Below are 21,450 nucleotides of genomic sequence, written 5' to 3' on the forward strand. Positions count from 1 at the left end.
GGTCAGCTCACCGGCCGCGGCGAACTGGTACAGCCGCAGCACGCCGGTGGTGGTCTCCTCGGTGACGCCCTGCACCGATTCGGCGATCGCGCTCCACTTGCCCGCATCGGCGGCCAGGCTCGCACGCAGCAGGTTGAGGAACACCTTGTACTCGGTGGAATGCGACTCGTCCTCGGGCGGGACGACTCCGGCCTTCTCGAACTGGGCGCCGCGCAGCACCAGCATGGTCGCGTCGCCACCGTCGTCGAGGATCATGTTGGCCGGCTCGTTCGGCCAGGTGAGCATCTGCTCGGCCGCCCACCAGTACTCCTCCAGGGTCTCGCCCTTCCAGGCGAAGACCGGCGTGCCCTTGGGCTCGTCGATCGTGCCGTGCGGGCCGACCACGACCGCGGCCGCCGCGTGATCCTGGGTGGAGAAGATGTTGCACGACGCCCAGCGCACCTGCGCACCCAGTTCGACCAGGGTCTCGATCAGCACCGCGGTCTGGACCGTCATGTGCAGCGAACCGGAGATGCGCGCACCCTTCAGCGGCTGCACCTCCGCGTACTCACGCCGCAGCGCCATCAGACCGGGCATCTCGTGTTCGGCCAGTCGAATCTCCTTGCGGCCGAACTCGGCCAGCGACAGATCCGCCACCTTGTAGTCGATGCCGTTGCGGACATCGGGAGTCAGGTTCGTCTGAGCGGAAAGTTCTGAGGTCGTCATGCGCCTGGATCAGCCTCTCGGTGGATGTCGGTTCGACAACTCAGGCTAGTCGCTCACACGCGTTCGGTGTACGCCGACGGGTGCGGCCGGGTCGGCAGCGGATCACCGGCGCCAGACGTAGCGGACCTGGGGACGCCCCGCGCGGCCGTAGTCCGATCGGCGTTCCACCACGCCGTCGCTCGCCAGCTGCTCCAGATAACGCCATGCCGTGACACGCGAAACACCCACGGCACGGCCGGTCTCGGTCGCCGACAGCCCGTCCGGCGCCTCGCGCACCGCCCGCGAGATCTCCTGGAGGGTTTGCGGCGCAATACCTTTCGGGGCTGCCGCCTTCGGATCGGCGGTGCGCAGCGCGCTCAACGCCCGATCGATGTCGTGCTGGGTGAGCGTCGCATCCCCGGCCGGCAACGCGGCCCGGAACTCCAGATAGCGTTCGAGCTTGTCGCGAAAAGCCGCGAAGGTGAAGGGTTTCAGCAGATACAGCGCTATCCCGTGCGCGACCGCGGCACGCACCATCTCCAGGTCGCGCGCCGAGGTTATGGCGATCACATCGGGTCGCGGTCGCAGGCGGGCAAGGGCCGCGGTCACCTCGAGCCCGCCGATATCCGGCAGCCCCAGGTCCATCAGAACCAGATCGATCGGGGTTCCCGCCGCGGCAGCGTGGGTTGCCGTCCGGATCGCGTCGCGGCCGGTGGCGGCCACACCCACCGGCTCGAATCCCGCCACCCGCGCGACATACGAGTAATGCGCCTCGGCGATGCGCGGCTCGTCCTCCACGATCAGCACCCGGATCAGCGGCCCCGTCATCGCACCGGAATCCGCACCACGACAGCCGATTCCGGGCTGCGCTCGGCCCGCAGCGTACCGCCGTATCGGGTCACCAGCCGCCAGACCAGCGCCAAGCCGAGTCCGTGGTGTTCGGCCTTCGTCGTATATCCCCGTTCCATCGCCTGCGCGAAAGTTTCCTCCGACATCCCCGGCCCGCTGTCGGCGACCCTGACCACCAGCGCCGACGCCTCCGAGCGGACGGAGACCTCGACCCACGCGTCCGGATCCTGCGCGACCGCGTCCACCGCGTTGTCGACGAGATTTCCCACCAGGGTGACCACCTCCTGCGCGGTCAGGGGGGCGACCGATTCCAGCGCGGTGTCCTCGGCGACGGTCAACTCCACGCCGCGTTCGATGGCCCGATCGACCTTGCCGAGCAGCAGCGCCACCAGGACCGGCTCGTGGACCGCATCGGTCAGGCGGTCGATGAGTGCCTGGGACAGCCGCAGTTCGGCCGTCGCGAAGTCGACAGCTCGATCGACACGGCCCAGTTCGACCATCGTGATCACCGCGTGCAACCGGTTGGCCGCCTCGTGCGCCTGGGCCCGCAGCGACTCGGCCAGACCGCGCGCGGAATCCAACTCGCCCATGATGTCGCGGAGTTCGGTGTGGTCACGGATGGTGAGGACCGTGCCGAGGCGCCGCCCCGCCCAGGACACGACGTCCTGGTTGACCACCAGCACGCGGGCGGCCGTCACATGCATCTCGTCGCGGACCACGGTGGCGTCGAGGCGCCGCAGCGACACCGGCAGGTCGGCGCGGCGCACCGGGCCCTCGGGCAGTTCCAGCAGGCGTCTGGCCTCGTCGTTGACCACCGCCGCCTCTTGGTCGTCGCGGTCGAACACGATCAGCCCCTCGTGCACGGAGTGCAGCACGGCATCGTGATGTTCGTAGAGCGTCCGGAGTTCGGCCGGACCCAGTCCCTGGGTCTGGCGCAGCAGTCGGCGGCGCAGCAGGAATGCGCCCAGCACGGCCAGCAGCAGGCCGGCACCGGCCGCACCGAGGATCAGCGGCAGCTGCGCACTCACCTGATCGCCGATGCGGGCCCTTGTCACGCCCGCCGAGACCAGCGCGACGACCCGGCCGGTGTCGTCGACGACGGGTGTGACGGCCCGGATCGACGGGCCCAGCGTCCCGGTATAGGTCTCGGTGAACGTCTCGCCGGCCAGCGCCCGATCGATGTTTCCGCTGAACGGCTGTCCGATCCGGCTGACATCGCTGTGGGTGTAGCGGGTCCGGTCGGGAGCCATCACCACGATGAAATCGACGCCGGTCCGCTGCCGGATCCGTTCGGTCTCCGGCTGCAGCACGGCTGTGGGGTCCGGCGTCCGCACCGCGGCCGCCGTGGACGGCGCCTGGGCGAGGGCGACCGCGATGCCGGTCACCCGGCGAGCCGTCGCATCGTCCTGTTCGCGGCGCACCTCCCACACCGCCAGCGCCGATCCGACCGCGATCACCACCACCAGGACCACCAACTGCACCACGAAGACCTGGCCGGCCAGCGTCATGCCCCGGGCACGCCGCACAGGCGAACGAGCGGTCCGGCCTTTCGCCCGCAACGGTCCTCCTGTGAACGAAACGTACGTAATGGTGACCGAGGTCACGGTCACCCCCATCATCACAGTACGAACCCGAGGAACAGTTCGGGCAGCACCGGAGGCACATCATGAGCGACTCGACACGGACGCACCGTCGCGACCGTACCCATTGGCTCTATCTCGCCGTCATCGTGGCGGTCGTGGCCGGCGTACTCGTCGGCTGGCTGGCGCCCGGCTTCGGGAAGTCGGTGGGCGAGCTGGGCACCATTTTCGTCAACCTGATCAAGATGATGATCTCACCGGTCATCTTCTGCACGATCGTGCTCGGCATCGGTTCGGTCCGGGCCGCGGCGCGGGTCGGCAAGATCGGCGGCCTGGCACTCGGCTACTTCCTGATCATGTCGACGGTGGCGCTGGCGATCGGTCTCGTGGTCGGCAATCTGCTGCAGCCGGGAAGTGGGCTGAACGTCCACGAACACGTGGGCGCCGCAGCCGGATACGTGAAGCAGGCCGAAGGCAGCGGCGGCACCTGGCACTTCCTGGAGAGCATCATCCCGACATCGCTGCTGTCGTCGCTGACCGCGGGCAGCGTGCTGCAGACGTTGTTCGTGGCCCTGCTCGTCGGCTTCGCCGTGCAGGCGATGGGTTCGCAGGGCGAACCGATCCTGCGCGCGGTGGGGCTGGCGCAGAAACTGGTGTTCAAGATCTTGACCATGATCCTGTGGCTGGCGCCGATCGGTGCCTTCGGCGCGATCGCGAACGTGGTGGCGGCCACCGGGCTGGATGCGGTGAAACAGCTCGCGGCCCTGATGCTCGCCTTCTATCTGACCTGCCTGGTCTTCGTCTTCGGCGTACTGGGCGCGCTGCTGCGGGTGAGTTCGGGCGTATCGATCGTCAAGCTGGTGCGCTACCTGGCGCGCGAATATCTGCTGATCTTCTCCACCTCGTCCTCCGAATCGGCGCTGCCGCGGCTGATCGCGAAGATGGAGCACCTCGGTGTCGAACGCTCGACCGTGGGCATCGTCGTCCCGACCGGATATTCGTTCAACCTCGACGGCACCGCGATCTACCTGACGATGTCCTCGCTGTTCATCGCCGACGCGATGGGTAAACCGCTCTCGCTCGGGCAGCAGATCGGCCTGCTGGTGTTCATGATCGTCGCCTCCAAGGGCGCGGCCGGGGTGACCGGGGCGGGACTGGCCACCCTGGCCGGTGGTCTGCAGAGCCATCGCCCGGATCTGCTGGACGGTGTGGGCCTGATCGTCGGCATCGACCGGTTCATGTCGGAAGCCCGCGCCATCACCAACTTCTCGGGCAATGCCGTCGCCACCGTCCTGGTCGGGACGTGGACCAAAACCATCGACGAGGTCCGTCTGCGCGCCGTGCTCGACCGGGAACTGCCGTTCGACGAGACGACGATGGTCGACAGCGAATCGGCCGAAACATCCGGAACTTCCGCCGAACGGACCGAACTGGTCCCCGTCTGACGCCGCGACTATCCCGCGAGCCGGTAGACGGCCAGGGTGCGCTCCCGCTTGCGCGGCGCGATATTGGCTCTGCCGAGATCGCCCGCGTAATGCGCGGCGACCTTCGGATCCATCACCCGTCGCCACAGCGGCGGGACGGTGGCCAGCAGGATCATCGTCGCGTAGCCCGCGGGAAGTTGCGGGGCCTCCTGGGTACTGCGCAACGTTTGATATCGGCGGCCCGGATTGGCGTGGTGGTCGCTGTGGCGCTGCAGATGGAACAGGAAGATGTTCGTGACCAGCCGATCGGAGTTCCAGCTGTCGGCCGGCGAGCAGCGCGCCCAGCGGCCACCGGGCAGACGGCGGCGCAGCAACCCGTAGTGCTCGACGTAGTTCACGGTTTCCAGCAGTCCGAAGCCGATCACGGCCTGCAGCAGCAGATACGGCACCATGCGGGGGCCGAACACCGCCAGCAGCGCGCCGTAGAGCACCACCGTCATCGACCACGCCTGCAGGATGTTGTTGCGCACGTTCCACCAGCCGAGGCCCTTGCGGTGCAGCCGGTCGCGTTCCAGCCGGATCGCCGAACGCAGTCCGCCGAAGATGCTGCGCGGCAAGAACGTCCACAGCGATTCGCCCAAGCGCGCGCTGGCCGGATCGTCCGGCGTGGCCACCCGCGCGTGGTGGCCCTTGTTGTGTTCGACGAAGAAATGCCCGTATCCGGACTGCGCGAGCGCGAGTTTGGCCAGCCACCGCTCCAGCCGTTCCACCCGATGCCCCAGCTCGTGCGCGGCGTTGATGCCGATACCGCTGACCAAACCGAGCGTCGCCGCCAGCCCCAGCTTGTCCACCACGCCGAGTTCGTCACCGGACCACATGTAGGCCGCGATCACCAGTCCGGCCAGCTGGATGGGCAGGAACAGGTAGGTGCACCACCGGTAGTAGCGATCGTGGGAGAGCCGCTCGTAATCCTCGTCGCGCGGGTTGGTGCCGTCCTCGCCGACGAACCAGTCCAGCAGCGGTATCACGATCAGCACGATGATCGGCCCGATCCACCAGAACGCCTCGATACCGGTCCGGGCGACCAGCTGTGAGGGGAGCAATGCGCAGCCCGGGGCGATCAATCCCAACATCCACAGATGCTTTTTGGGATCAGCCGAACCCGAGCGTTTGCCAACCGTTTGCACTAATTGCCCCACTAGAACGTACCTGGACTCCTGCCAGGTAAATATGTAGCGGCTCCGGGGCCGTTACGCCCGGTTCAAACCCGCAAAGTGGTAACCGTTACACACGCGGACCCGAAGTCACAGACAGCGTGGGCCCGAATCCGCTGCACCGCACCGCGTCAGCAACCACCTTTTCCGAGGAGACCGCGCAGGTCAGCGGCAGTTCGTCCCGGTCGTTGCGGCCGTGAAAGGCCGACGCGGTTGTCGTCCAGCACCCCAACCGGCCCCGGAACGAATCGTTATCCGTCACAGGACTGATTTCGGGCTACCGGCCGCCGGTTCGCTCCCGGGCGGCGAGAATCGCCTCCACATACGGTGCGAGCAGGCTGCTCAACTCCTCCGGGGCGTCGCGGTGCAGTGCGGCCGGGGTCGGAATGTAGCTGATGGCGATGCGCACCAAGGCGTGGGCGAGCACATCCGCCTCCGCCGCCGATGCCCCCACCCAGCTGTTTTCGAAGGCCGCACCCAAGCGCCGGGCGGCATGTTCGATGAGCGGCCCGGCGTCGAGGGTGATCAACCGCAGCAGATCCAGCTTGGCCTCACCGACCACCAGGCACTGCACCAGCGGATCGGCCGCACTGTCGAGGATGAAATTTGCCAGGCCTTCGCGGAACGCCGCCCGAGCATCGCCGACGTTGTCCGCGATGGCCGTACCGACATGGTCCACCAGCTGATCGGCCAGCCGCAGCGCATAGGCCTGCGCCAGCCCCGTCCGGGAGCCGAATTCGTTGTACAGGGTCTGCCGGCTCACCCCGGCCCGCGTCGCGACGTCGCCGAGCGTGATCTTGGCCCAGTCCCGCTCGATCAGCAGCTCCCGCATCGCATCGAGGACCGACGTGCGCAGCAGGGTGCGCGCCGCTTCCTGATACGGGACCCGGGATCCGTTACGCGGCATACCCGCGACGGTGTCACGGGCGGCTTCCGCAGTCAAAACGACTCACGAACGTTCGATCTCGACCATGAAGAAGTCGGCCTTGGCCGCCCCACAGTCCGGACACGTCCAGTCGTCGGGAATGTCCTCCCAGCGCGTCCCCGGCGCAATACCCTCGTCCGGCCAGCCCTGCTCCTCGTCGTATTCGAAGCCGCACTGGACGCATTGAAAAATCCGATAGGGCCGACTCATCCCGCCTCCTCGAAATCGATCTTCTCCCGTACCCCGCAGTCCGGGCAGCACCAGTCGTCCGGCACCGACTCCCATGGGGTGCCCGCCGGAAATCCTTCCCGTGGAGCACCTTTCGACTCGTCGTAGACGTAATCGCAGACAGGGCAACGAAAAGCGCTCACCGTACCTCCTGTGTCATGCGGGACACCCGCACCCGGTCGGCACAGTGAGCCGCTGCGCGATTGTCGCTCACCGTGCCTCCTGGTAGCGCGCGAGGACCTTGTCCCGCTTGCTCGGCTGCACGTTCGCCAGGGTGAGATCGCCGTCGTAGTGGGCCACGACGCGCTTGTCCATCACGCGTCGCCACAGCGGCGGGAAGTAGGCGAGCATGATCATGCTGGCGTAGCCGCTCGGCAGATTCGGTGCCCCGTCCCAGCTGCGCAGAGTCTGATAGCGCCGGGTCGGATAGGCGTGGTGATCGCTGTGCCGCTGCAGGTGGTACAGGAAGATGTTGGTGACGAGGTGGTCGCTGTTCCAGCTGTGCCGCGGTGTCGGCCGTTCGTACCGGCCGCGAGCCGTGCGCTGCCGCAGCAGACCGTAGTGCTCCAGATAGTTGACCGCCTCCAGCAGGCTGAAGCCGACCACCGCTTGCAGCACCAGATACGGCAGTACCTCGAATCCGAAGCCGGCCACCAGGGCCGCGTAGAGCACCAGCGACATGGCCCACGCGCTGAGCACATCGTTGTGCAGGCTCCACGGCCGCTTCCCGAGCCGTTCCAGCCGGGTCCGCTCGAGCCCCCACGCGGAGCGCAGACTGCCCCACACCGTGCGCGGCCAGAACGCCCAGAACGACTCGCCCACACGGGAACTCGCGGGATCCTCGGGCGTGGCCACCCGCACGTGATGGCCACGATTGTGCTCGATGTAGAAGTGGCCGTAGAACGTCTGCGCCAGCGCGATCCGCGACAGCCAGCGCTCCAGATGTACCTTCTTGTGCCCGAGTTCGTGGGCGGTGTTGATGCCGATGCCGCCCACCATGCCGACCGTCAGCGCCAGGCCGATCTTGTCCACGACGGTCAGGCCGCCGTCGATGCCGAGCCAGCTCAGGTTGTCCGCGGTGATCAGGTAGCACGCCATGACCAGCGACGCGTATTGGAACGGCAGGTAGATGTAGGTGAGGTAGCGGTAGTACCGGTCGTTCTCCAGATACTCCATGACCTCGTCCGGCGGATTCTCGCCGTCGGCGCCGAAGAACAGGTCGGCGGCGGGAATGACCAGATAGATGAGGATCGGGCCGAGCCAGAACGGCACCTTCGCGAGGGTGTGCCAGCCCAGTTCGTTGAGTCCCCAGATGAGTGGGAGTCCGATGATGAACAGCCCCGTCGGCGCGAACAGGCCCCACAACCACAGATAGCGCTTGCGGTCACGCCAGCCCGAGTCGAGCAGGCCGTCGGTGGTTCCGGCTTCGGTCGACATCGTCGTCTCCATTCGATACAGCTGCCACATTCACTGTGATGTGGGTAACCATTACCGTGGACAATATGCCGACGCATGTCGTGCGTCTATACATTTTTGCCGATTTGTAAACACGTTGTGACCGTGCACAACGGACAAGCGGGACGGGCTGCGGCGCGCAACCCGTCCCGCCGTCGACGATCGCTTCAGCGCAGCAGTACGTCCGAATCGGCCGGCAGCGCATCCACCGGCCACCACCGCAGATCCGTCGACTCCGCGCTGCGCACCGGAACCGCGCCGCGCGGCGCGCGAATCTTGAACAGCAGATCCAGATGACGGGTCGGCACCCCGAGCGAGCAGGTGATCGGGTGCGCCTGCGCGCCGTACAGCCCGGGCTCGACCTCCAGTCCGGCGATCCCGGACTCCTCGGTCGCCTCCCGCAACGCGGCGTCGACGACGGTCTCGTCACCCGGCTCGCAGTGACCGCCCAGCTGGATCCACCGGCCGACCCGCGGGTGCAGCGTCAGCAGTACCTCACGCTCGTCGTGGGAGAACACCACCGCCGAAGCGGTGATGTGGCCGGGTGCGTGTTCCCGCAGACAGCCGCGTGGCGCCGAACCGAGGAATGCCAACATCGCCTCCCGCACGGACTGTTCGGGATGCGTCGCGGGCTTCCAGCTTTCGAGCAGCTCGGTGGCGGAGGCGTGCAGCGACTCGGTACTCACAGCTCGACCAGACCCGTTCCGGCCTCGCGCGGCGGGCGCGGCGCGAGCTCCTCCTCCGGATAGCCGACGGCTATGGCGCCCAACGGATTCCAGTCCGACTCCAGACCCAGGACCTCGCGGGTCACCTCGGGGGCGAAGATGGTCGAGCCGATCCAGCAGCTGCCCACACCGCGCGTGGCCAGACCGACCAGCAGCCCCTGCACCGCGGCGCCCACCGCGACGGTGAACATGGTCGACTCGGCGGCGCGGCGGCGCTCGTCGGGATAGTCGTGCGCTCCGTCGGGGACACAGAACGGGATGATCACCTCGGGAGCGTCGAACAGGATCCGGCCGCGTGCGACCCGGCGCTCCACCCGATCGGGATCGAGACCGTCGGCACCGAGGTCGTTACGCCATTGCGCCGCCATCGAATCCAACAGGCGCGCGCGCAGCTCCGGCTGCCGCACCCAGACGAATCGCACCGGCCGGGTGTGGTGCGGAGCGGGGGCGGTGAGCGCGTCGCCGACCGCGGCGCGGATCAACTCGGGATCGACCGGGGTGTCGGCGAAGGTCCGCACCGATCGGCGCAGCAGCAGCGCTTCGCGGCGGCCGCACTCGATCGCCTCGGCGGTGCCGAGCCAGAACAGATCCTCCTCGCCACCGCGCAGCAGATCCTTGGCGGTGGATCCGTCGTCGTGCGGGCTCAGCCCGCGCACGACCGCGACCGGCACCCCGCCCAGCTTGCCCTTCGCGAGATCCGCTGCGGCAGCGAGTTCGTCGGCCACCGCCACCTGAGTGACCTGCAGCTCGTTGCCCTGCCCGTCGACCGCGCCGGCGTAGTCGTGCACGACCCGCAATCCGGCGGCACCGATCGCGGCGTCGGTCTGGCCGATGCGCCAGGCCCGGCCCATCGTGTCGGTGATCACCACGGCGACGTCGACACCCAGGCGCTGCGCCAGCGCCGTCCGCAACGCACGGGCGCTGGCGTCGGGATCGGTTGGCAGCAGGACCAATTCGCCCTGTTCGACATTGGAGCCGTCGACCCCGGAGGCGGCCTGCACGATGCCGATGTGATTCTCGGTGATGAGGGTGCGCCCCTTGCGCGCGAGCACCCGCACCGCCTCGGCGTCGACCAGCTTCCGCCGCAGCGCATCACGCTCGTCCGGATCCCGCGGCGCCTCGACGATGCGTCCCTCGGCCTTGGCGACGATCTTGCTCGTCACGACCAGCACGTCCCCGTCGGTGAGCCAAGGCGCCTGAGCCGCAATATGTTCCGCGACGTCGTCACCCGGCCGGAACTCCGGCAGGCCCGGCAGCGGGATGATCCTGATCTCCCCGCCGGGGGCGTGATCGGCGGCCGGCGTCTGTTCGGGGCTCGGTGCCTGTTCGGACCTGGGTGCCTGGTCGCTCATGCCGGCACCCCCGCGAGATCGAGCGCCTCCCGCACCATCGCGGCGGTGGCGGCGGGATCGGTCATCAGCAGCGGCACGCTGCGCACCTCCACGCCCGGAACGTCGGCTTCATCGGTCGAGTGGATCAGCCAGCCGTCGAGGATGCCGGTGTCCGACCGGGCGCCGAAGTGCCGTCCGATGGCCTCGGCCGAGGTTTCCACACCGATCACCTCGAGGCATTCATCGGCCATGCCGCGCAAGGGTTTTCCCCCGATCACGGGCGATAAACCGACGACTTTGGCGGAGGTGGTCCGCAGGGCGCCCCGGATACCGGGTACGGCGAGGATCGCACCGATGCTCACCACGGGATTCGAGGGGGCCAGCAGCACCACGTCAGCAGCCTCTATGATTTCCGTCACACCGGGGCCAGGTTTGGCTTGATCCGCCCCGATTGTGACGAATCCATGGGTCTCGACGTTTGCTCGGTACCGCACCCACCACTCCTGGAAATGAATCGCGCGGCGTTCGCCAGGGTTGTCGGGGTCACTGATCACAACATGCGTTTCGCACCGATCGTCGGTTGCCGGGAGAAGTTTCACACCGGGCTGCCAGCGATTGCACAGGGCTTCGGTAACCGCCGAGAGCGGGTATCCCGCGCGCAGCATTTCACTGCGCACCAGATGCGTCGCGATATCGCGATCTCCGAGTCCGAACCAATCGGGTTGCGCGTGGTATTTCGCCAGTTCCTCCTTGGTGTGCCAGGTTTCTCCCACACGGCCCCAGCCCCGCTCGGTATCGATACCTCCACCCAGCGTGTACATGCAGGTGTCCAGGTCGGGACAGATGCGTAAACCGTGCATCCAGACGTCGTCGCCGACGTTCACCAGCGCCGTTACATCCGCTTCCGGCAGCAGTTCCCGCACACCTTGTAAGAAGCGCGCGCCGCCGACTCCACCGACCAACACCGCAATGCGCGGTTTACGATCAATCCGCTCGATCTCGGCCGCGATGTCCGCTTGTTCTCCAGTCACATCCGCACAGCCTATGCGGTGCCCGGAAGCGGGGGTTCGAGTGCGTATTTGCTGGTCATTTGCTACTTCGAGGTTACCGAACCGCGTCGAAGGCGGCCTCGGATAGTAACGGAATTGTGTCGGCAGCTTGACCATCGACGCGTCCGGCGTGTCTAATCACAGACATGTCATTCCGGGTCCGCGCGAGAGCCTTTGGCGCAGACCGCGTTTCGAACGCATGTTCGCATCGGAACGACAAGCTCGGGGATGTCCGCGGGACTACGTCGCGGTGTGGGACCGTCGGTGGGTACGTCCGGTCCGACGGAAAAATCATTCTGCGCTAACACACAGTGAGGAGGCGGAGCGATGGCCGAGGAGCTGGCCCCGTCGGGCATTCCGGGCGGTGTATCGCAAACCGATTCCACAGCATGCGCAGCACCAAGCGACTGCGCTGACAGCCGGAACGACGAACGAGAGGGGGGCAGCACGGTGAACAACGAATCGGGATCGCTCAACAGAACTCCACAGGGAGGGCAGTGGGCGCGCACTCAGCGCAAACCCGAACCACCGCAGCTGAGTCTCATCGTCACCGACTTCGATGCGATGTTCGACACCATCGAAGAACAGTGGCAGGAACGGGCGCTGTGCGCCCAAACCGATCCGGAAGCCTTCTTCCCCGAAAAAGGCGGCTCCACAAGGGAAGCCAAACGGATCTGCATGGGCTGCGAGGTCCGCGACGAGTGCCTGGAATACGCACTCGCGCACGACGAGCGGTTCGGTATCTGGGGCGGCCTGTCCGAACGCGAACGCCGGCGCCTCAAGCGCGGCATCAGCTGAGCTCACCCGCCTCTCCGGGTATTCAGCGTGCCGTGAGAGCCGGATGGGTGTCGCTTCGGGCCGGCGTGTGCTCGCGAAATATGTTGTCCGGTTTGCCTGTTCGCCTCGCTTCGCTTCGGCGGGGCGGGGCGGACGACGGGAAGCGGGTCGCCCGGGATTACTGATCGCCCGGGACTCGTTTTCGGGCGCGCGGCACTCGTTCATGGCCCGGCACTGGTTCACCGTGGACGGGCACTCGTTCTCGGTCGCCCCGGCGTTCGTTCTCATCCGCGAACGCGGTGACCGGCAGCTCTTGCGCGCCTACTCCCCTGTCGGGTCGATGATCTCCGGGTCTACGCCCAGGTAGGTGGCTATCTGCTGGACCAATACCTCGCGGAGGAGGTCCAGGAGGTCTTCCGGGTCGTGGGCGCGGAGTTCGAGGGGTTTGCGGAACAGGACCACTCGGGCTCGGGTGGCTACGTTGTGGCGGTCGACTCCGGCGGGGATCAGGCGGGAGAGCGGGACCGGGCCGTCGGCGACCACCTCGTCGGGCCAGGTGACCGAATCCGGGTGCAGCGGACGGATCTTCGGGACGTCGTCGACCGCGATATCGAGTTTGGTCAGGCGATCGTGCCAGCGGGCGTCCAGCGGGGCGAATGCCTCCAGCACCAGGCGGTCGAACTGCTGGCCGCGGGTGCGGCGCGCGGGCGCCGACGGCGGCAGCATCGGTCCGCGCACGCCGCGGCCGCGGCGAACCACCGAACGGGTCGTCACCGGCCGCCTCTTCGATCGGGTCATACCTTGCGACAGTAGTCACCGCGCCGGCGGCGGGGCCACGTGATCTCCCCCGAGCCGGAGCCCCGCGCGACCCGAAGTGGCCGGGGACCGGCCCGCGTGTCTGTCTGCGACACACGGCGTGGGGGGTTAGTCTGCTGGATGTGATTCCCATGCGTCGTTGCTGCCGCCCAGGCTGCAAGAATCCGGCCGTCGCGACGCTCACCTATGTCTACTCGGACTCCACCGCAGTCGTCGGCCCCCTCGCCACCGTCGCCGAACCGCACTCCTGGGATCTGTGCGAAACCCACGGCTCCCGCATCACCGCCCCCAAGGGCTGGGAACTGGTCCGGCACGAAGGTGGATTCTCCTCCAGCACACCAGACGACGACGACCTGACCGCACTGGCCGAGGCCGTCCGCGAAGCCGGGATGCGACGCCGCGCGCCGGAACCCGAACAACGCGGCTACAGCGAGTACGCCCCGCCCCCGGCGCGACCCCAGCGGCCCGGCCGCACCGGCCGCCGCGGCCATCTACGGGTGCTACCCGATCCCCCGAACTGAGCCCGTGCCACACGCGGCACACGCGCGACCGGCCTGAAGCCCGGCCTGGCCCGCGGCCCTACTAGGGTGTTGGTCATGACAGTCGCCCGGTCTGCCGAGTCCGTTCACGCAGTTGTCAAGGCATACGACGTTCGCGGGGTTGTCGGGGAGCAGATCGACGTGGAATTCGTCCGCGACGTCGGTGCGGCCTTCGCCCGGCTGATGCGCACCGACGCCACCCCCGCCACGCGCATCGTCATCGGTCACGATATGCGCGACTCCTCCCCGGAACTGGCCACCGCCTTCGCCGACGGCGTCCTCGACCAGGGCCTCGACGTGGTCCACATCGGGCTCGCTTCCACCGACGAGCTCTACTTCGCCTCCGGCCATCTGCGGTGCCCCGGGGCCATGTTCACCGCCAGCCACAACCCCGCCCGCTACAACGGCATCAAACTGTGCCGGGCCAACGCGCTGCCGGTCGGCCAGGAAACCGGGCTCGCGACCATCGCCGACGAACTCGTCGAGGGCGTGCCGGCCGGACCGGGCACCCGCGGCACCGCGACCGAACAGAACTTGCTCGAGGCCTATGCCGAATTCCTGCGCGGGCTGGTCGATCTCGGCACGATCCGGCCGCTGAAGATCGCCGTGGACGCCGGTAACGGGATGGGTGGCTATACGGTCCCCGCCGTGCTCGGTGCCGTGCCGCAGCTGACCATCGCCCCGCTCTACTTCGAACTCGACGGATCGTTCCCCAATCACGAGGCGAACCCGCTGGACCCGAAGAATCTGGTCGACCTGCAGAAGTACGTTCGCGAGACGGGCGCCGACATCGGCCTGGCGTTCGACGGTGACGCCGACCGCTGCTTCGTCGTCGACGAGCGCGGCGAACCGGTCCCCCCCTCCGCGGTCACCGCGCTGGTCGCGGAGCGCGAATTGGCGAAAGAGCCGGGCGCCACGATCATTCACAACCTGATCACCTCGCAGGCCGTACCCGAACTGGTCACCGAACTCGGCGGCACGCCCGTCCGTACCCGTGTCGGCCATTCCTTCATCAAGCAGCAGATGGCCTCGACCGGCGCGATCTTCGGCGGCGAGCATTCCGCCCACTACTACTTCCGCGACTTCTGGGGTGCCGACTCCGGTATGCTGGCCGCTCTGCACGTGCTGGCCGCGCTGGGCGAGAAGGACCGGCCGATGTCGGAGCTCGCGTCCTCGTACGCGACGTACGCGGCCTCCGGCGAGATCAACTCCACAGTGGCGGATGCGCAGGAGCGAACCCTGGCGGTGGTCACCGCATTCGAAGGGCGCGCGCAATCGGTGGATCGGCTCGACGGCGTGACCGTGCGGCTGCCCGGACAGGCGTGGTTCAATCTGCGCGCATCCAACACCGAGCCGTTGTTGCGACTCAACGTCGAGGCCCGTTCGCAGGAGGAAGTAGACGCACTCGTGACCGAGATTCTGAGCATCGTGCGCGGCTGACTGGAATAGTGGAATCACAGGGCTTGGATTCGCCCGGGGACAACGACATCCCCCGGCGTGGTGACCCGATTGAGGGGAGGTGGCAACGCCCGATGATCGCAGGGACACCCGTACTCGACCTCGATGACGTCGCCTCGTTGGAGGCCGCGGATTCCGGGGGAATTCTCCGTTCGGCCGCCTCCGGGGGCGCCCAGGTGCGTGCCACCGCGGCCGCCGTCGCCGAAAACGCGCTCAGCCGGCTCGACGGCCTGCGGCCGCGAAGTCTGGTGCTGGTCTCCGGCACCGGGCGCGCGGCACGCGCGGCCACTCTGCTGCAGGCCGCGTTCGGCGACCGCGCGGGGCTGCCCATCATCAGTGCCACCACGATTCCGCAGTGGGTCGGTTCGCTGGACGTGGTGGTCGTCGCCGGTGACGACTCGGCCGACCCGCGACTGACCGGTGCCGTCGACCGGGCGCTGCGCCGCGGCGCCGAAGTCGTGGTCGCCGCGCCCGACGAGGGTCCGATGCGGGCCGCGGCCGCCGGACGCGCTGCCATGCTGCCGCCGCGGATCCGGGTGCTCGACCACAACCGGATGCTGCGATTCGTCGCGGTCGGCATCGCGGTGCTGCAGGCCGTCGACCCCGTGCATATCGGGCCGCTGGTCCCGAACCTCGACGAACTCGCCGACGGGCTCGACGCCGAGGCCCTGCGCGACGGCCCGCACCACGAGGTCTTCCACAACCCCGCCAAAACCCTCGCCGCGCGGATGCGGGAACGGCGGCTGGTGCTGACCGGCGATTCCCCCGCCGCCGCGGTGGTGGCCGAGCACGGCGCCGAGGTGCTGTTGCAGACCGCCGGACAGATCGCGGCCGCCGTCGACCTCACCGAGGCCGTGGCCGCCAACGCGCGGCTGATCGAATCCGCGGAGGCGACCGCGCCCGGTTACGATCCGCTGTTCCACGACGAGCAACTGGACGGACCGGCCCCGGTCGATCGGGCCCGGGTGTTCGTGGTGAGCGCCGACGGCGATCAGGTCGCGGCCCGGCGCCGGCTGGCCGTCTTCGGCGCGGGCGCGGGCATCGTCGACGCCGATCTGGTCAACGTCGACATCGAGCTGATGCGCACCGAGGCGAGTGTGCCGCGCGATACCGGTGCGGGCGAACCCCAGGCGCCGGCGGCCGGGCGCGGCAGTGAGCTCGAACAACTGGCGGTACTGGTGTTGCGGCTGGAAATGGCCGCCGCCTATCTGCGTCTGCTCGGCGGCCCCCCAGCCGCGAGCCGTCCCGCCCACTACGACGGGGGCCACTACTAGTGCACGAACTCGTTGGTGCGTTGCGTTCCTATGCCTGGGGATCTCGCACCGCACTCGCTCAGCTGTGCGGCCGGGAGGTTCCCTCTCCCCATCCCGAGGCCGAACTGTGGTTCGGCGCCCACCCCGCCGACCCGGCGAAGGTCCTCGCCGACGGCGCCGGCCGCTCGCTGCTGGAACTGCTCGAGGCCGAGCCGAACCGGGAGTTGGGCGCGGTCGCCTCGGCATTCGGCGGCCGCCTGCCGTTCCTGCTGAAGATCCTGGCCGCTGAGGAACCGCTGTCGCTGCAGGCGCATCCCAGCGCCGATCAGGCCCGCTACGGATTCGACCGGGAGAACCACACGCGGGTTCCGCTGGATTCCCCCATGCGCAACTACCGCGACGACTCCCACAAACCCGAACTGGTGGTCGCACTCGACCGTTTCGAGGCGCTGGCCGGTTTCCGCGATCCGCTGCGCACCGTCGACCTGCTGAACTCGCTGGCCGTGCCGGAACTGGTGCAGTACACCGAACTACTTGCCGCCCAGCCGGATTCGGGTGGCCTGCGCACCCTGTTCACCACCTGGATCACCCTGCCGCAGGCCATGCTGGCCACCCTGCTGCCGAAGGTCCTCGACGGATGTGTGCGCTATCTCAAACAGGTCGACCCGCTCGAATCGCCCAGGCAGGCCAAGGAATTCGCGGCCGAAGCGCGCACCACCCTGGAGCTGGCCGAGGCGTATCCCGGTGATGCCGGGGTGCTGGCGGCCCTGCTGCTGAACCGGTTGACGCTGGAACCCGGACAGGGCCTGTTCCTGGCCGCCGGCAGCCTGCACGCCTATCTGCGCGGTATGGGCGTCGAGATCATGGCCAATTCGGACAATGTGCTGCGCGGTGGGCTCACCCCCAAGCACGTCGACGTGCCCGAGCTGCTGCGGGTGCTGGATTTCGAACCGCTGCGCACGCCGATCATCGACCCCGAACCGGTCGATGAGAACTCGTTCCGGTATCCCACGCCCGCACCGGAATTCGCGCTGCGCCGCTTCGAATTGACCGAGGACGCCGCGGCGGTCGACATCCCGCGGGTCGGACCCGGCATCATGCTGGTGACGGCCGGCACCGTGGCGCTGTCGCAGGCCGGGAACGAATTGCCGATCGCCGCCGGCAGCGCCGCGTGGATCTCGGCCACCGATACCGATATCCGGGCGCGAGCTCTCGGCGGCCCCGCGCAGCTGTTCTGCGCGTGTGTAGGCGAGTGAGCGCACGGCCGGTTCGGCCGCTTTAGTAGATTGATCGAACAAATCGGACATCTACCGGCGTGCGCCGGGGACGGAAGGACCGGGGCTGCACCATGTCTGCTGGTGGTGGAAAGAAGGCGATCTTCGCGGCGTTGAGCGCGAATGCCGGTATCGCGGTGGCGAAATTCGTCGGCGCCGCGATCACCGGTTCCGGATCGATGCTGGCCGAGGCCGTGCACTCGGTGGCCGACACCGGTAATCAGGGATTGCTGTTGCTCGGGCAGAAGCGTGCCGAGCAGGAGGCCGACGATCTGCATCCGTTCGGCTACGGACGCAACCGCTACTTCTACTCGTTCGTCGTGGCGCTGGTGCTGTTCTCCCTCGGTTCGATGTACGCGATCTACGAGGGTGTGCACAAGATCCAGCATCCGGAGGAATTGACCTCCCCCGTGGTGGCGATCGTGATCCTGGCCATCGCGTCGGTGCTCGAGGGCTACAGCTTCATGACCGCGATGCGGGAATCCGCACCGCTGCGCGAGGGTGCGAGCTGGTGGCGGTTCATCCGCAACTCGCGCAGTCCGGAACTGCCCGTGGTGCTGCTCGAGGACACCGGCGCGCTCATCGGCCTGCTGATCGCACTGGCCGCGGTGGTTCTGACGGTGGTGACCGACAACGCGATCTGGGACGGCATCGGCACCCTCGGCATCGGCCTGCTGCTCGGTGCCATCGCGGTCGTGCTCATCGTGGAGATGAAGAGCCTGCTGATCGGCGAGGGTGCGACCCCCGCCCAGGACGCGGCGATCCGCGCGAAGCTGGTCGACGGCGAACGCATCGACCGGGTCATCCACCTGCGCACCGAATACCTCGGCCCGGAGGAGATGCTCGTCGCGGCGAAGGTGTCGATCGTGCCCGGACTGGAGATCGCCGATATCGCCGCCGCGATCGACGACGCCGAAGCCCGGGTGCGGGCGGCCGTTCCCGCCGCCCGGGTCATGTACATCGAGCCGGATCTGTACCGCACCCAGCCGGTGTAGACCCGCGGCGGATGCCTGAGCATCGAGAAGCCCCGGGCCGAGGGCGATGCGCGGCGTGCGGCTCAGCCCCTCGCACCGAGCAGGACGGCCGGGTCGGTGCGGATTCCGAATTGCTCGCGTAGCGCACGAGTCGCGGCGTGCATGCCGCACATGCCGTGCACGCCGGGCCCGGGCGGCGTCGCCGCGGAGCACAGGTACACGCCGGGAAGCGGTGTGGCATAAGGGTTCCAGCGCGGAGTCGGGCGGAAGATCGTCTGCGCCAGGGTCATCGCACCGGCCGCGATGTCGCCACCGACATAGTTGGCGTTGTGCGCGGGCATGCGTGCTGCCGGACGCACGTGGGTGGCCTGGATCAGATCACGGAAGCCGGGGGCGAAGCGTTCGAGTTGCGCGACGACGCCGGGACTCACGTCGCGGCCGGATCCGTTGGGTACGTGGGCATAGGTGTACAGCGTGTGATTGTCGCCGGGAGCTCGGGACGAATCGACCACGCCCGGCTGGATCACCAAGACGTACGGCCGCTCGGCGTGCCGGCCCGACGCGACGAGACGTTCGACGGCCGTCGCCTCGGCTCGCGTGCCGACGACATGCACGGTGCCGGCGGCCGCCAGCTCCGTCGCCTGCCACGGCACCGGGCCCGACAGGGCGAAATCCACCTTGCACGCGGCGCCGCCGAATCGGTAGCGCTGCAACCGGTTTCGGTACGCCGTGGGCACTCGCGCGATCCGCAGCAGTTCCGTGGGCGCGGTGTCGAGCAGAACCGATCGCACACCGGCGAATTCGTCCAGTGAATCGACGCGGTGCCCGGTGTGGATACGCCCGCCGTGGCGTTCCAGATCGGCGATCAGCGCATCGACGATGGCCTGTGAGCCGCCGCGCGGGATCGGCCAGCCGCCCACATGGCCGAGGGTGCCGAGCAGCAGCGCCACGCCGGCCGCCGAGAACTGCCGCGGCGGCATGATGGCGTGCGCACTCACCCCGGTGAACAGTGCCGCCGCACGTTCTTCGCGAAAACGCAGGTCCCACAGCGGAGATGCCTGCTCGAGCAGTCGGCGGCCGAAGCCCACCGCGGACAGCGGATCGCGAGGAAGATGGCGCAGGTCCGACATTCCCAGCTCCACCACCGCCTCCCACTCTCGCACCAGCGGGGCGAACAGGCGCCGCCACATCGCACCGTCGCGGCCCAGACCCTCGACCGTCCGGTCCAGATCCCGCCAGGCCGACGCGGCTACCCCACCGTCGAGCGGATGTCCGTAGGAGATCGCGGGAGTGGCCAGTTCGACGCCGTGCGCACCGAGATCGAAGGCGCGGAAGAACGGGGACGCCAGCGCCATCGGATGCGCGCCCGCGCACACGTCGTGGTGATATCCGGGCAGGGTGAGCTCCGCGGTCCGGCAGCCGCCACCGGCACGATCCTCGGCTTCGAACACCTCCACCTCGAGTCCCGCGCGGGCCAGCAGCACCGCCGCGGCCAGACCGTTGGGCCCGGAGCCGACCACCACCGCATCCGCCATGATCACCACCTTAAGGCGAAAGCCAAGGGCTACATGACATCCCGACGCAACGATCGGCTACGGCAGCTGACACTTCGAGCGGCTGCGGTGCCGCGTCACCTCGTGCTCTCAACTGCGAGTGCCCCAGCGCATGAGGACGTGCATGCGTTGTTCCCACAGGTCGGGACGCAGGCGACCGCTCCGGTCCAACGCCGCCATCCCGTGCAGTGCGCTCCAGAACACTTCGGTGTACGCCCCGGATTCGTCATCGGGGACGCGCGGGCGGAAGAGTCGCTCGAGTTCCTCGAAGCAGTCGCGCAGTGTCTGCGGGGCGTCGGGCCCGAAGGGCAGTTCGGTGTCCTGAACGAACATGGCGTCGTAGAGGGCTGGGTTGTCGGCGGCGAAGTGCAGATAGGCGCGGGCGACAGCCTCCATCGCGGCGTCGGGGCCGTCGGCCTGGTCGCGCGCGGCCCGCAGGACATCCCTGAGCAGGGCGATCCCCTCCTCGGCCACGGCCGAGACGATCGCTCGCTTTCCCGAGAAGTGGCTGTAGAGCACGGGCTGGCTGTATTCGATGCGCTCGGCCAGCCGGCGCACGGTCACCGCATCCCAGCCGTCGGATTCGGCCAGTTCACGCGCGCTATCGATGATCGCCTGCCGGCGCTGTGCGCGTTCGCGTTCCTTGCGTTCCTGAACCGTCATACCGAAATTCTAGCAACGCTAGACAAGTTAGCGATGACCACTTACGATCGACGCGTCGGTTAGCAACGCTAGATTTTGGAGCGAGACAATGACGCGCACCCGCTTCGCCACCGCCCTCGTCCTGATCGGCGTCGCCTTCATCCTCTACATCGGCCTCGGCTACGTCCTCGCACCGAATTCCATGGCCCCCGGATTCGGCCTTCCGGCCTGGCCGGAGGGAGAGTCGTCGGCCTTCATGACCTTGAAGGGAGTCCGCGATATCAGCTCCGGCGTGGTGCTGCTGGCGCTGCTGCTCACGCGGCAGCGTTTCGCCCTCGGCATCGCGATGCTCGCCATCGCTGTGACGCCGATCGGCGACATGCTCACGGTGCTGAACAACCAGGGCTCCGTGACCACCGCGCTGAGCGTGCACGGTCTGACCGCCGCCCTGGTCGCCGCGACCGGTGTGCTGCTCATCCGCGAGCGTTCGGCCGCGACGGCGTCCCGGAACACCGTCGCGACGGTCCCGGCCGTCGCCGTACCGCAATAGTCAGCGATACCAGTGTTTCGGCAGCTACGACAAGGCCGCCCGTGCGAGTGCACGGGCGGCCTTGTCGTTCACAGCACAGGTCGAATCACAGCACGAGTCGACGCGCAGGACGACCAGCGATCGCCGGACCTAGTGTTCCGCGCCTGAAAT

The 21,450-nt window shown here is 68.1% G+C and carries 22 protein-coding genes; 8 read left to right on the forward strand and 14 right to left on the reverse strand.

Features of this window, described 5'->3' with window-relative positions; all coding sequences use genetic code 11:
• From IRT45_RS33580 to IRT45_RS33590, 3 genes are all read right to left on the reverse strand, one after another.
• The coding region (locus tag IRT45_RS33580; RefSeq protein WP_194809817.1) for an adenosylhomocysteinase at positions 1 to 705 on the reverse strand (705 nt) is incomplete at its 3' end.
• Between the two features lie 102 nt (positions 706 to 807).
• Entirely contained in the window at positions 808 to 1,500 is a 693-nt protein-coding gene (locus tag IRT45_RS33585) for a response regulator (RefSeq protein WP_194809832.1), read from the reverse strand.
• A gap of 8 nt (positions 1,501 to 1,508) precedes the next feature.
• On the reverse strand, positions 1,509 to 3,041 hold the full coding sequence (locus IRT45_RS33590; RefSeq protein ID WP_194809833.1) for a sensor histidine kinase: 1,533 nt from the start codon (positions 3,039 to 3,041) through the stop codon (positions 1,509 to 1,511).
• Between the two features lie 158 nt (positions 3,042 to 3,199).
• Here IRT45_RS33590 and IRT45_RS33595 point away from each other — a divergent pair, with 158 nt between their 5' ends.
• Positions 3,200 to 4,558 (forward strand): cation:dicarboxylate symporter family transporter, encoded by a 1,359-nt coding sequence (locus IRT45_RS33595; RefSeq protein WP_194809818.1) that lies wholly within the window; start codon positions 3,200 to 3,202, stop codon positions 4,556 to 4,558.
• Between the two features lie 8 nt (positions 4,559 to 4,566).
• Here IRT45_RS33595 and IRT45_RS33600 read toward each other — a convergent pair whose 3' ends face one another.
• The 8 genes from IRT45_RS33600 to cofD all read right to left on the reverse strand — a co-directional run bounded on the left by IRT45_RS33600 (position 4,567) and on the right by cofD (position 11,404).
• Positions 4,567 to 5,670 (reverse strand): alkane 1-monooxygenase, encoded by a 1,104-nt coding sequence (locus IRT45_RS33600; RefSeq protein WP_194809819.1) that lies wholly within the window; start codon positions 5,668 to 5,670, stop codon positions 4,567 to 4,569.
• 358 nt (positions 5,671 to 6,028) lie between these two features.
• Positions 6,029 to 6,658, reverse strand: a complete 630-nt coding sequence (locus tag IRT45_RS33605) for a TetR/AcrR family transcriptional regulator (protein WP_194809820.1) — start codon at positions 6,656 to 6,658, stop codon at positions 6,029 to 6,031.
• Positions 6,659 to 6,700: 42 nt separating this feature from the next.
• A complete protein-coding gene (locus IRT45_RS33610) occupies positions 6,701 to 6,886 on the reverse strand; it encodes a rubredoxin (protein ID WP_104376425.1) in 186 nt (61 codons plus the stop codon).
• Positions 6,883 to 7,047, reverse strand: coding sequence for a rubredoxin (locus IRT45_RS33615; protein WP_194809821.1), 165 nt, complete (start codon positions 7,045 to 7,047; stop codon positions 6,883 to 6,885). The genes IRT45_RS33610 and IRT45_RS33615 overlap by 4 nt, the downstream gene beginning before the upstream one ends.
• 67 nt (positions 7,048 to 7,114) lie before the next feature.
• Positions 7,115 to 8,341 carry an alkane 1-monooxygenase gene (locus tag IRT45_RS33620; protein ID WP_194809822.1) on the reverse strand — a complete coding sequence of 409 codons (1,227 nt, stop codon included), beginning with the start codon at positions 8,339 to 8,341 and terminating at the stop codon, positions 7,115 to 7,117.
• 185 nt (positions 8,342 to 8,526) lie between these two features.
• On the reverse strand, positions 8,527 to 9,045 hold the full coding sequence (locus IRT45_RS33625; protein WP_063007254.1) for an NUDIX hydrolase: 519 nt from the start codon (positions 9,043 to 9,045) through the stop codon (positions 8,527 to 8,529).
• On the reverse strand, positions 9,042 to 10,436 hold the full coding sequence (locus IRT45_RS33630; RefSeq protein ID WP_194809823.1) for a coenzyme F420-0:L-glutamate ligase: 1,395 nt from the start codon (positions 10,434 to 10,436) through the stop codon (positions 9,042 to 9,044). The genes IRT45_RS33625 and IRT45_RS33630 overlap by 4 nt, the downstream gene beginning before the upstream one ends.
• A complete protein-coding gene (gene cofD, locus IRT45_RS33635) occupies positions 10,433 to 11,404 on the reverse strand; it encodes a 2-phospho-L-lactate transferase (RefSeq protein ID WP_194809834.1) in 972 nt (323 codons plus the stop codon). The genes IRT45_RS33630 and cofD overlap by 4 nt, the downstream gene beginning before the upstream one ends.
• A gap of 624 nt (positions 11,405 to 12,028) precedes the next feature.
• Between cofD and IRT45_RS33640 the strand changes: the two genes are divergently transcribed.
• A complete protein-coding gene (locus tag IRT45_RS33640; protein ID WP_030515006.1) occupies positions 12,029 to 12,262 on the forward strand; it encodes a WhiB family transcriptional regulator in 234 nt (77 codons plus the stop codon).
• Positions 12,263 to 12,562: 300 nt separating this feature from the next.
• Here IRT45_RS33640 and IRT45_RS33645 read toward each other — a convergent pair whose 3' ends face one another.
• The gene (locus IRT45_RS33645; protein ID WP_167331878.1) at positions 12,563 to 13,039 is read right to left on the reverse strand and encodes a metallopeptidase family protein; all 477 of its coding nucleotides are present in this window, start codon (positions 13,037 to 13,039) and stop codon (positions 12,563 to 12,565) included.
• Positions 13,040 to 13,188: 149 nt separating this feature from the next.
• Between IRT45_RS33645 and IRT45_RS33650 the strand changes: the two genes are divergently transcribed.
• The 5 genes from IRT45_RS33650 to IRT45_RS33670 all read left to right on the forward strand — a co-directional run bounded on the left by IRT45_RS33650 (position 13,189) and on the right by IRT45_RS33670 (position 18,576).
• Positions 13,189 to 13,578, forward strand: coding sequence for a DUF3499 domain-containing protein (locus IRT45_RS33650; RefSeq protein WP_036504562.1), 390 nt, complete (start codon positions 13,189 to 13,191; stop codon positions 13,576 to 13,578).
• A gap of 75 nt (positions 13,579 to 13,653) precedes the next feature.
• Positions 13,654 to 15,036: a phosphomannomutase/phosphoglucomutase gene (locus IRT45_RS33655; RefSeq protein ID WP_194809825.1), complete on the forward strand. Its 1,383-nt coding sequence runs from the start codon at positions 13,654 to 13,656 to the stop codon at positions 15,034 to 15,036.
• Between the two features lie 92 nt (positions 15,037 to 15,128).
• On the forward strand, positions 15,129 to 16,328 hold the full coding sequence (locus IRT45_RS33660) for a tobH protein (protein ID WP_194809826.1): 1,200 nt from the start codon (positions 15,129 to 15,131) through the stop codon (positions 16,326 to 16,328).
• Entirely contained in the window at positions 16,328 to 17,563 is a 1,236-nt protein-coding gene (gene manA / locus IRT45_RS33665) for a mannose-6-phosphate isomerase, class I (protein WP_194809827.1), read from the forward strand. Before IRT45_RS33660 ends, manA begins: the two co-directional genes overlap by 1 nt.
• A gap of 92 nt (positions 17,564 to 17,655) precedes the next feature.
• Positions 17,656 to 18,576, forward strand: a complete 921-nt coding sequence (locus IRT45_RS33670; protein ID WP_194809828.1) for a cation diffusion facilitator family transporter — start codon at positions 17,656 to 17,658, stop codon at positions 18,574 to 18,576.
• Positions 18,577 to 18,638: 62 nt separating this feature from the next.
• Here the strand turns inward: IRT45_RS33670 and IRT45_RS33675 are convergent, their stop codons facing one another.
• Both IRT45_RS33675 and IRT45_RS33680 read right to left on the reverse strand, forming a co-directional pair.
• Positions 18,639 to 20,090: an NAD(P)/FAD-dependent oxidoreductase gene (locus IRT45_RS33675; RefSeq protein WP_194809829.1), complete on the reverse strand. Its 1,452-nt coding sequence runs from the start codon at positions 20,088 to 20,090 to the stop codon at positions 18,639 to 18,641.
• A 108-nt stretch (positions 20,091 to 20,198) separates the two neighbouring features.
• A complete protein-coding gene (locus tag IRT45_RS33680; RefSeq protein ID WP_194809830.1) occupies positions 20,199 to 20,771 on the reverse strand; it encodes a TetR/AcrR family transcriptional regulator in 573 nt (190 codons plus the stop codon).
• An 88-nt stretch (positions 20,772 to 20,859) separates the two neighbouring features.
• On the opposite strand from IRT45_RS33680, the gene IRT45_RS33685 reads away from it, so the two are divergent.
• Complete coding sequence (locus tag IRT45_RS33685; protein ID WP_194809831.1) at positions 20,860 to 21,300, forward strand: DUF4267 domain-containing protein; 441 nt, start codon at positions 20,860 to 20,862, stop codon at positions 21,298 to 21,300.
• Positions 21,301 to 21,450 lie beyond the last annotated feature (150 nt).

It is taken from the genome of Nocardia sp. BSTN01 (genome assembly GCF_015354405.1).
Taxonomy (GTDB): domain Bacteria; phylum Actinomycetota; class Actinomycetes; order Mycobacteriales; family Mycobacteriaceae; genus Nocardia.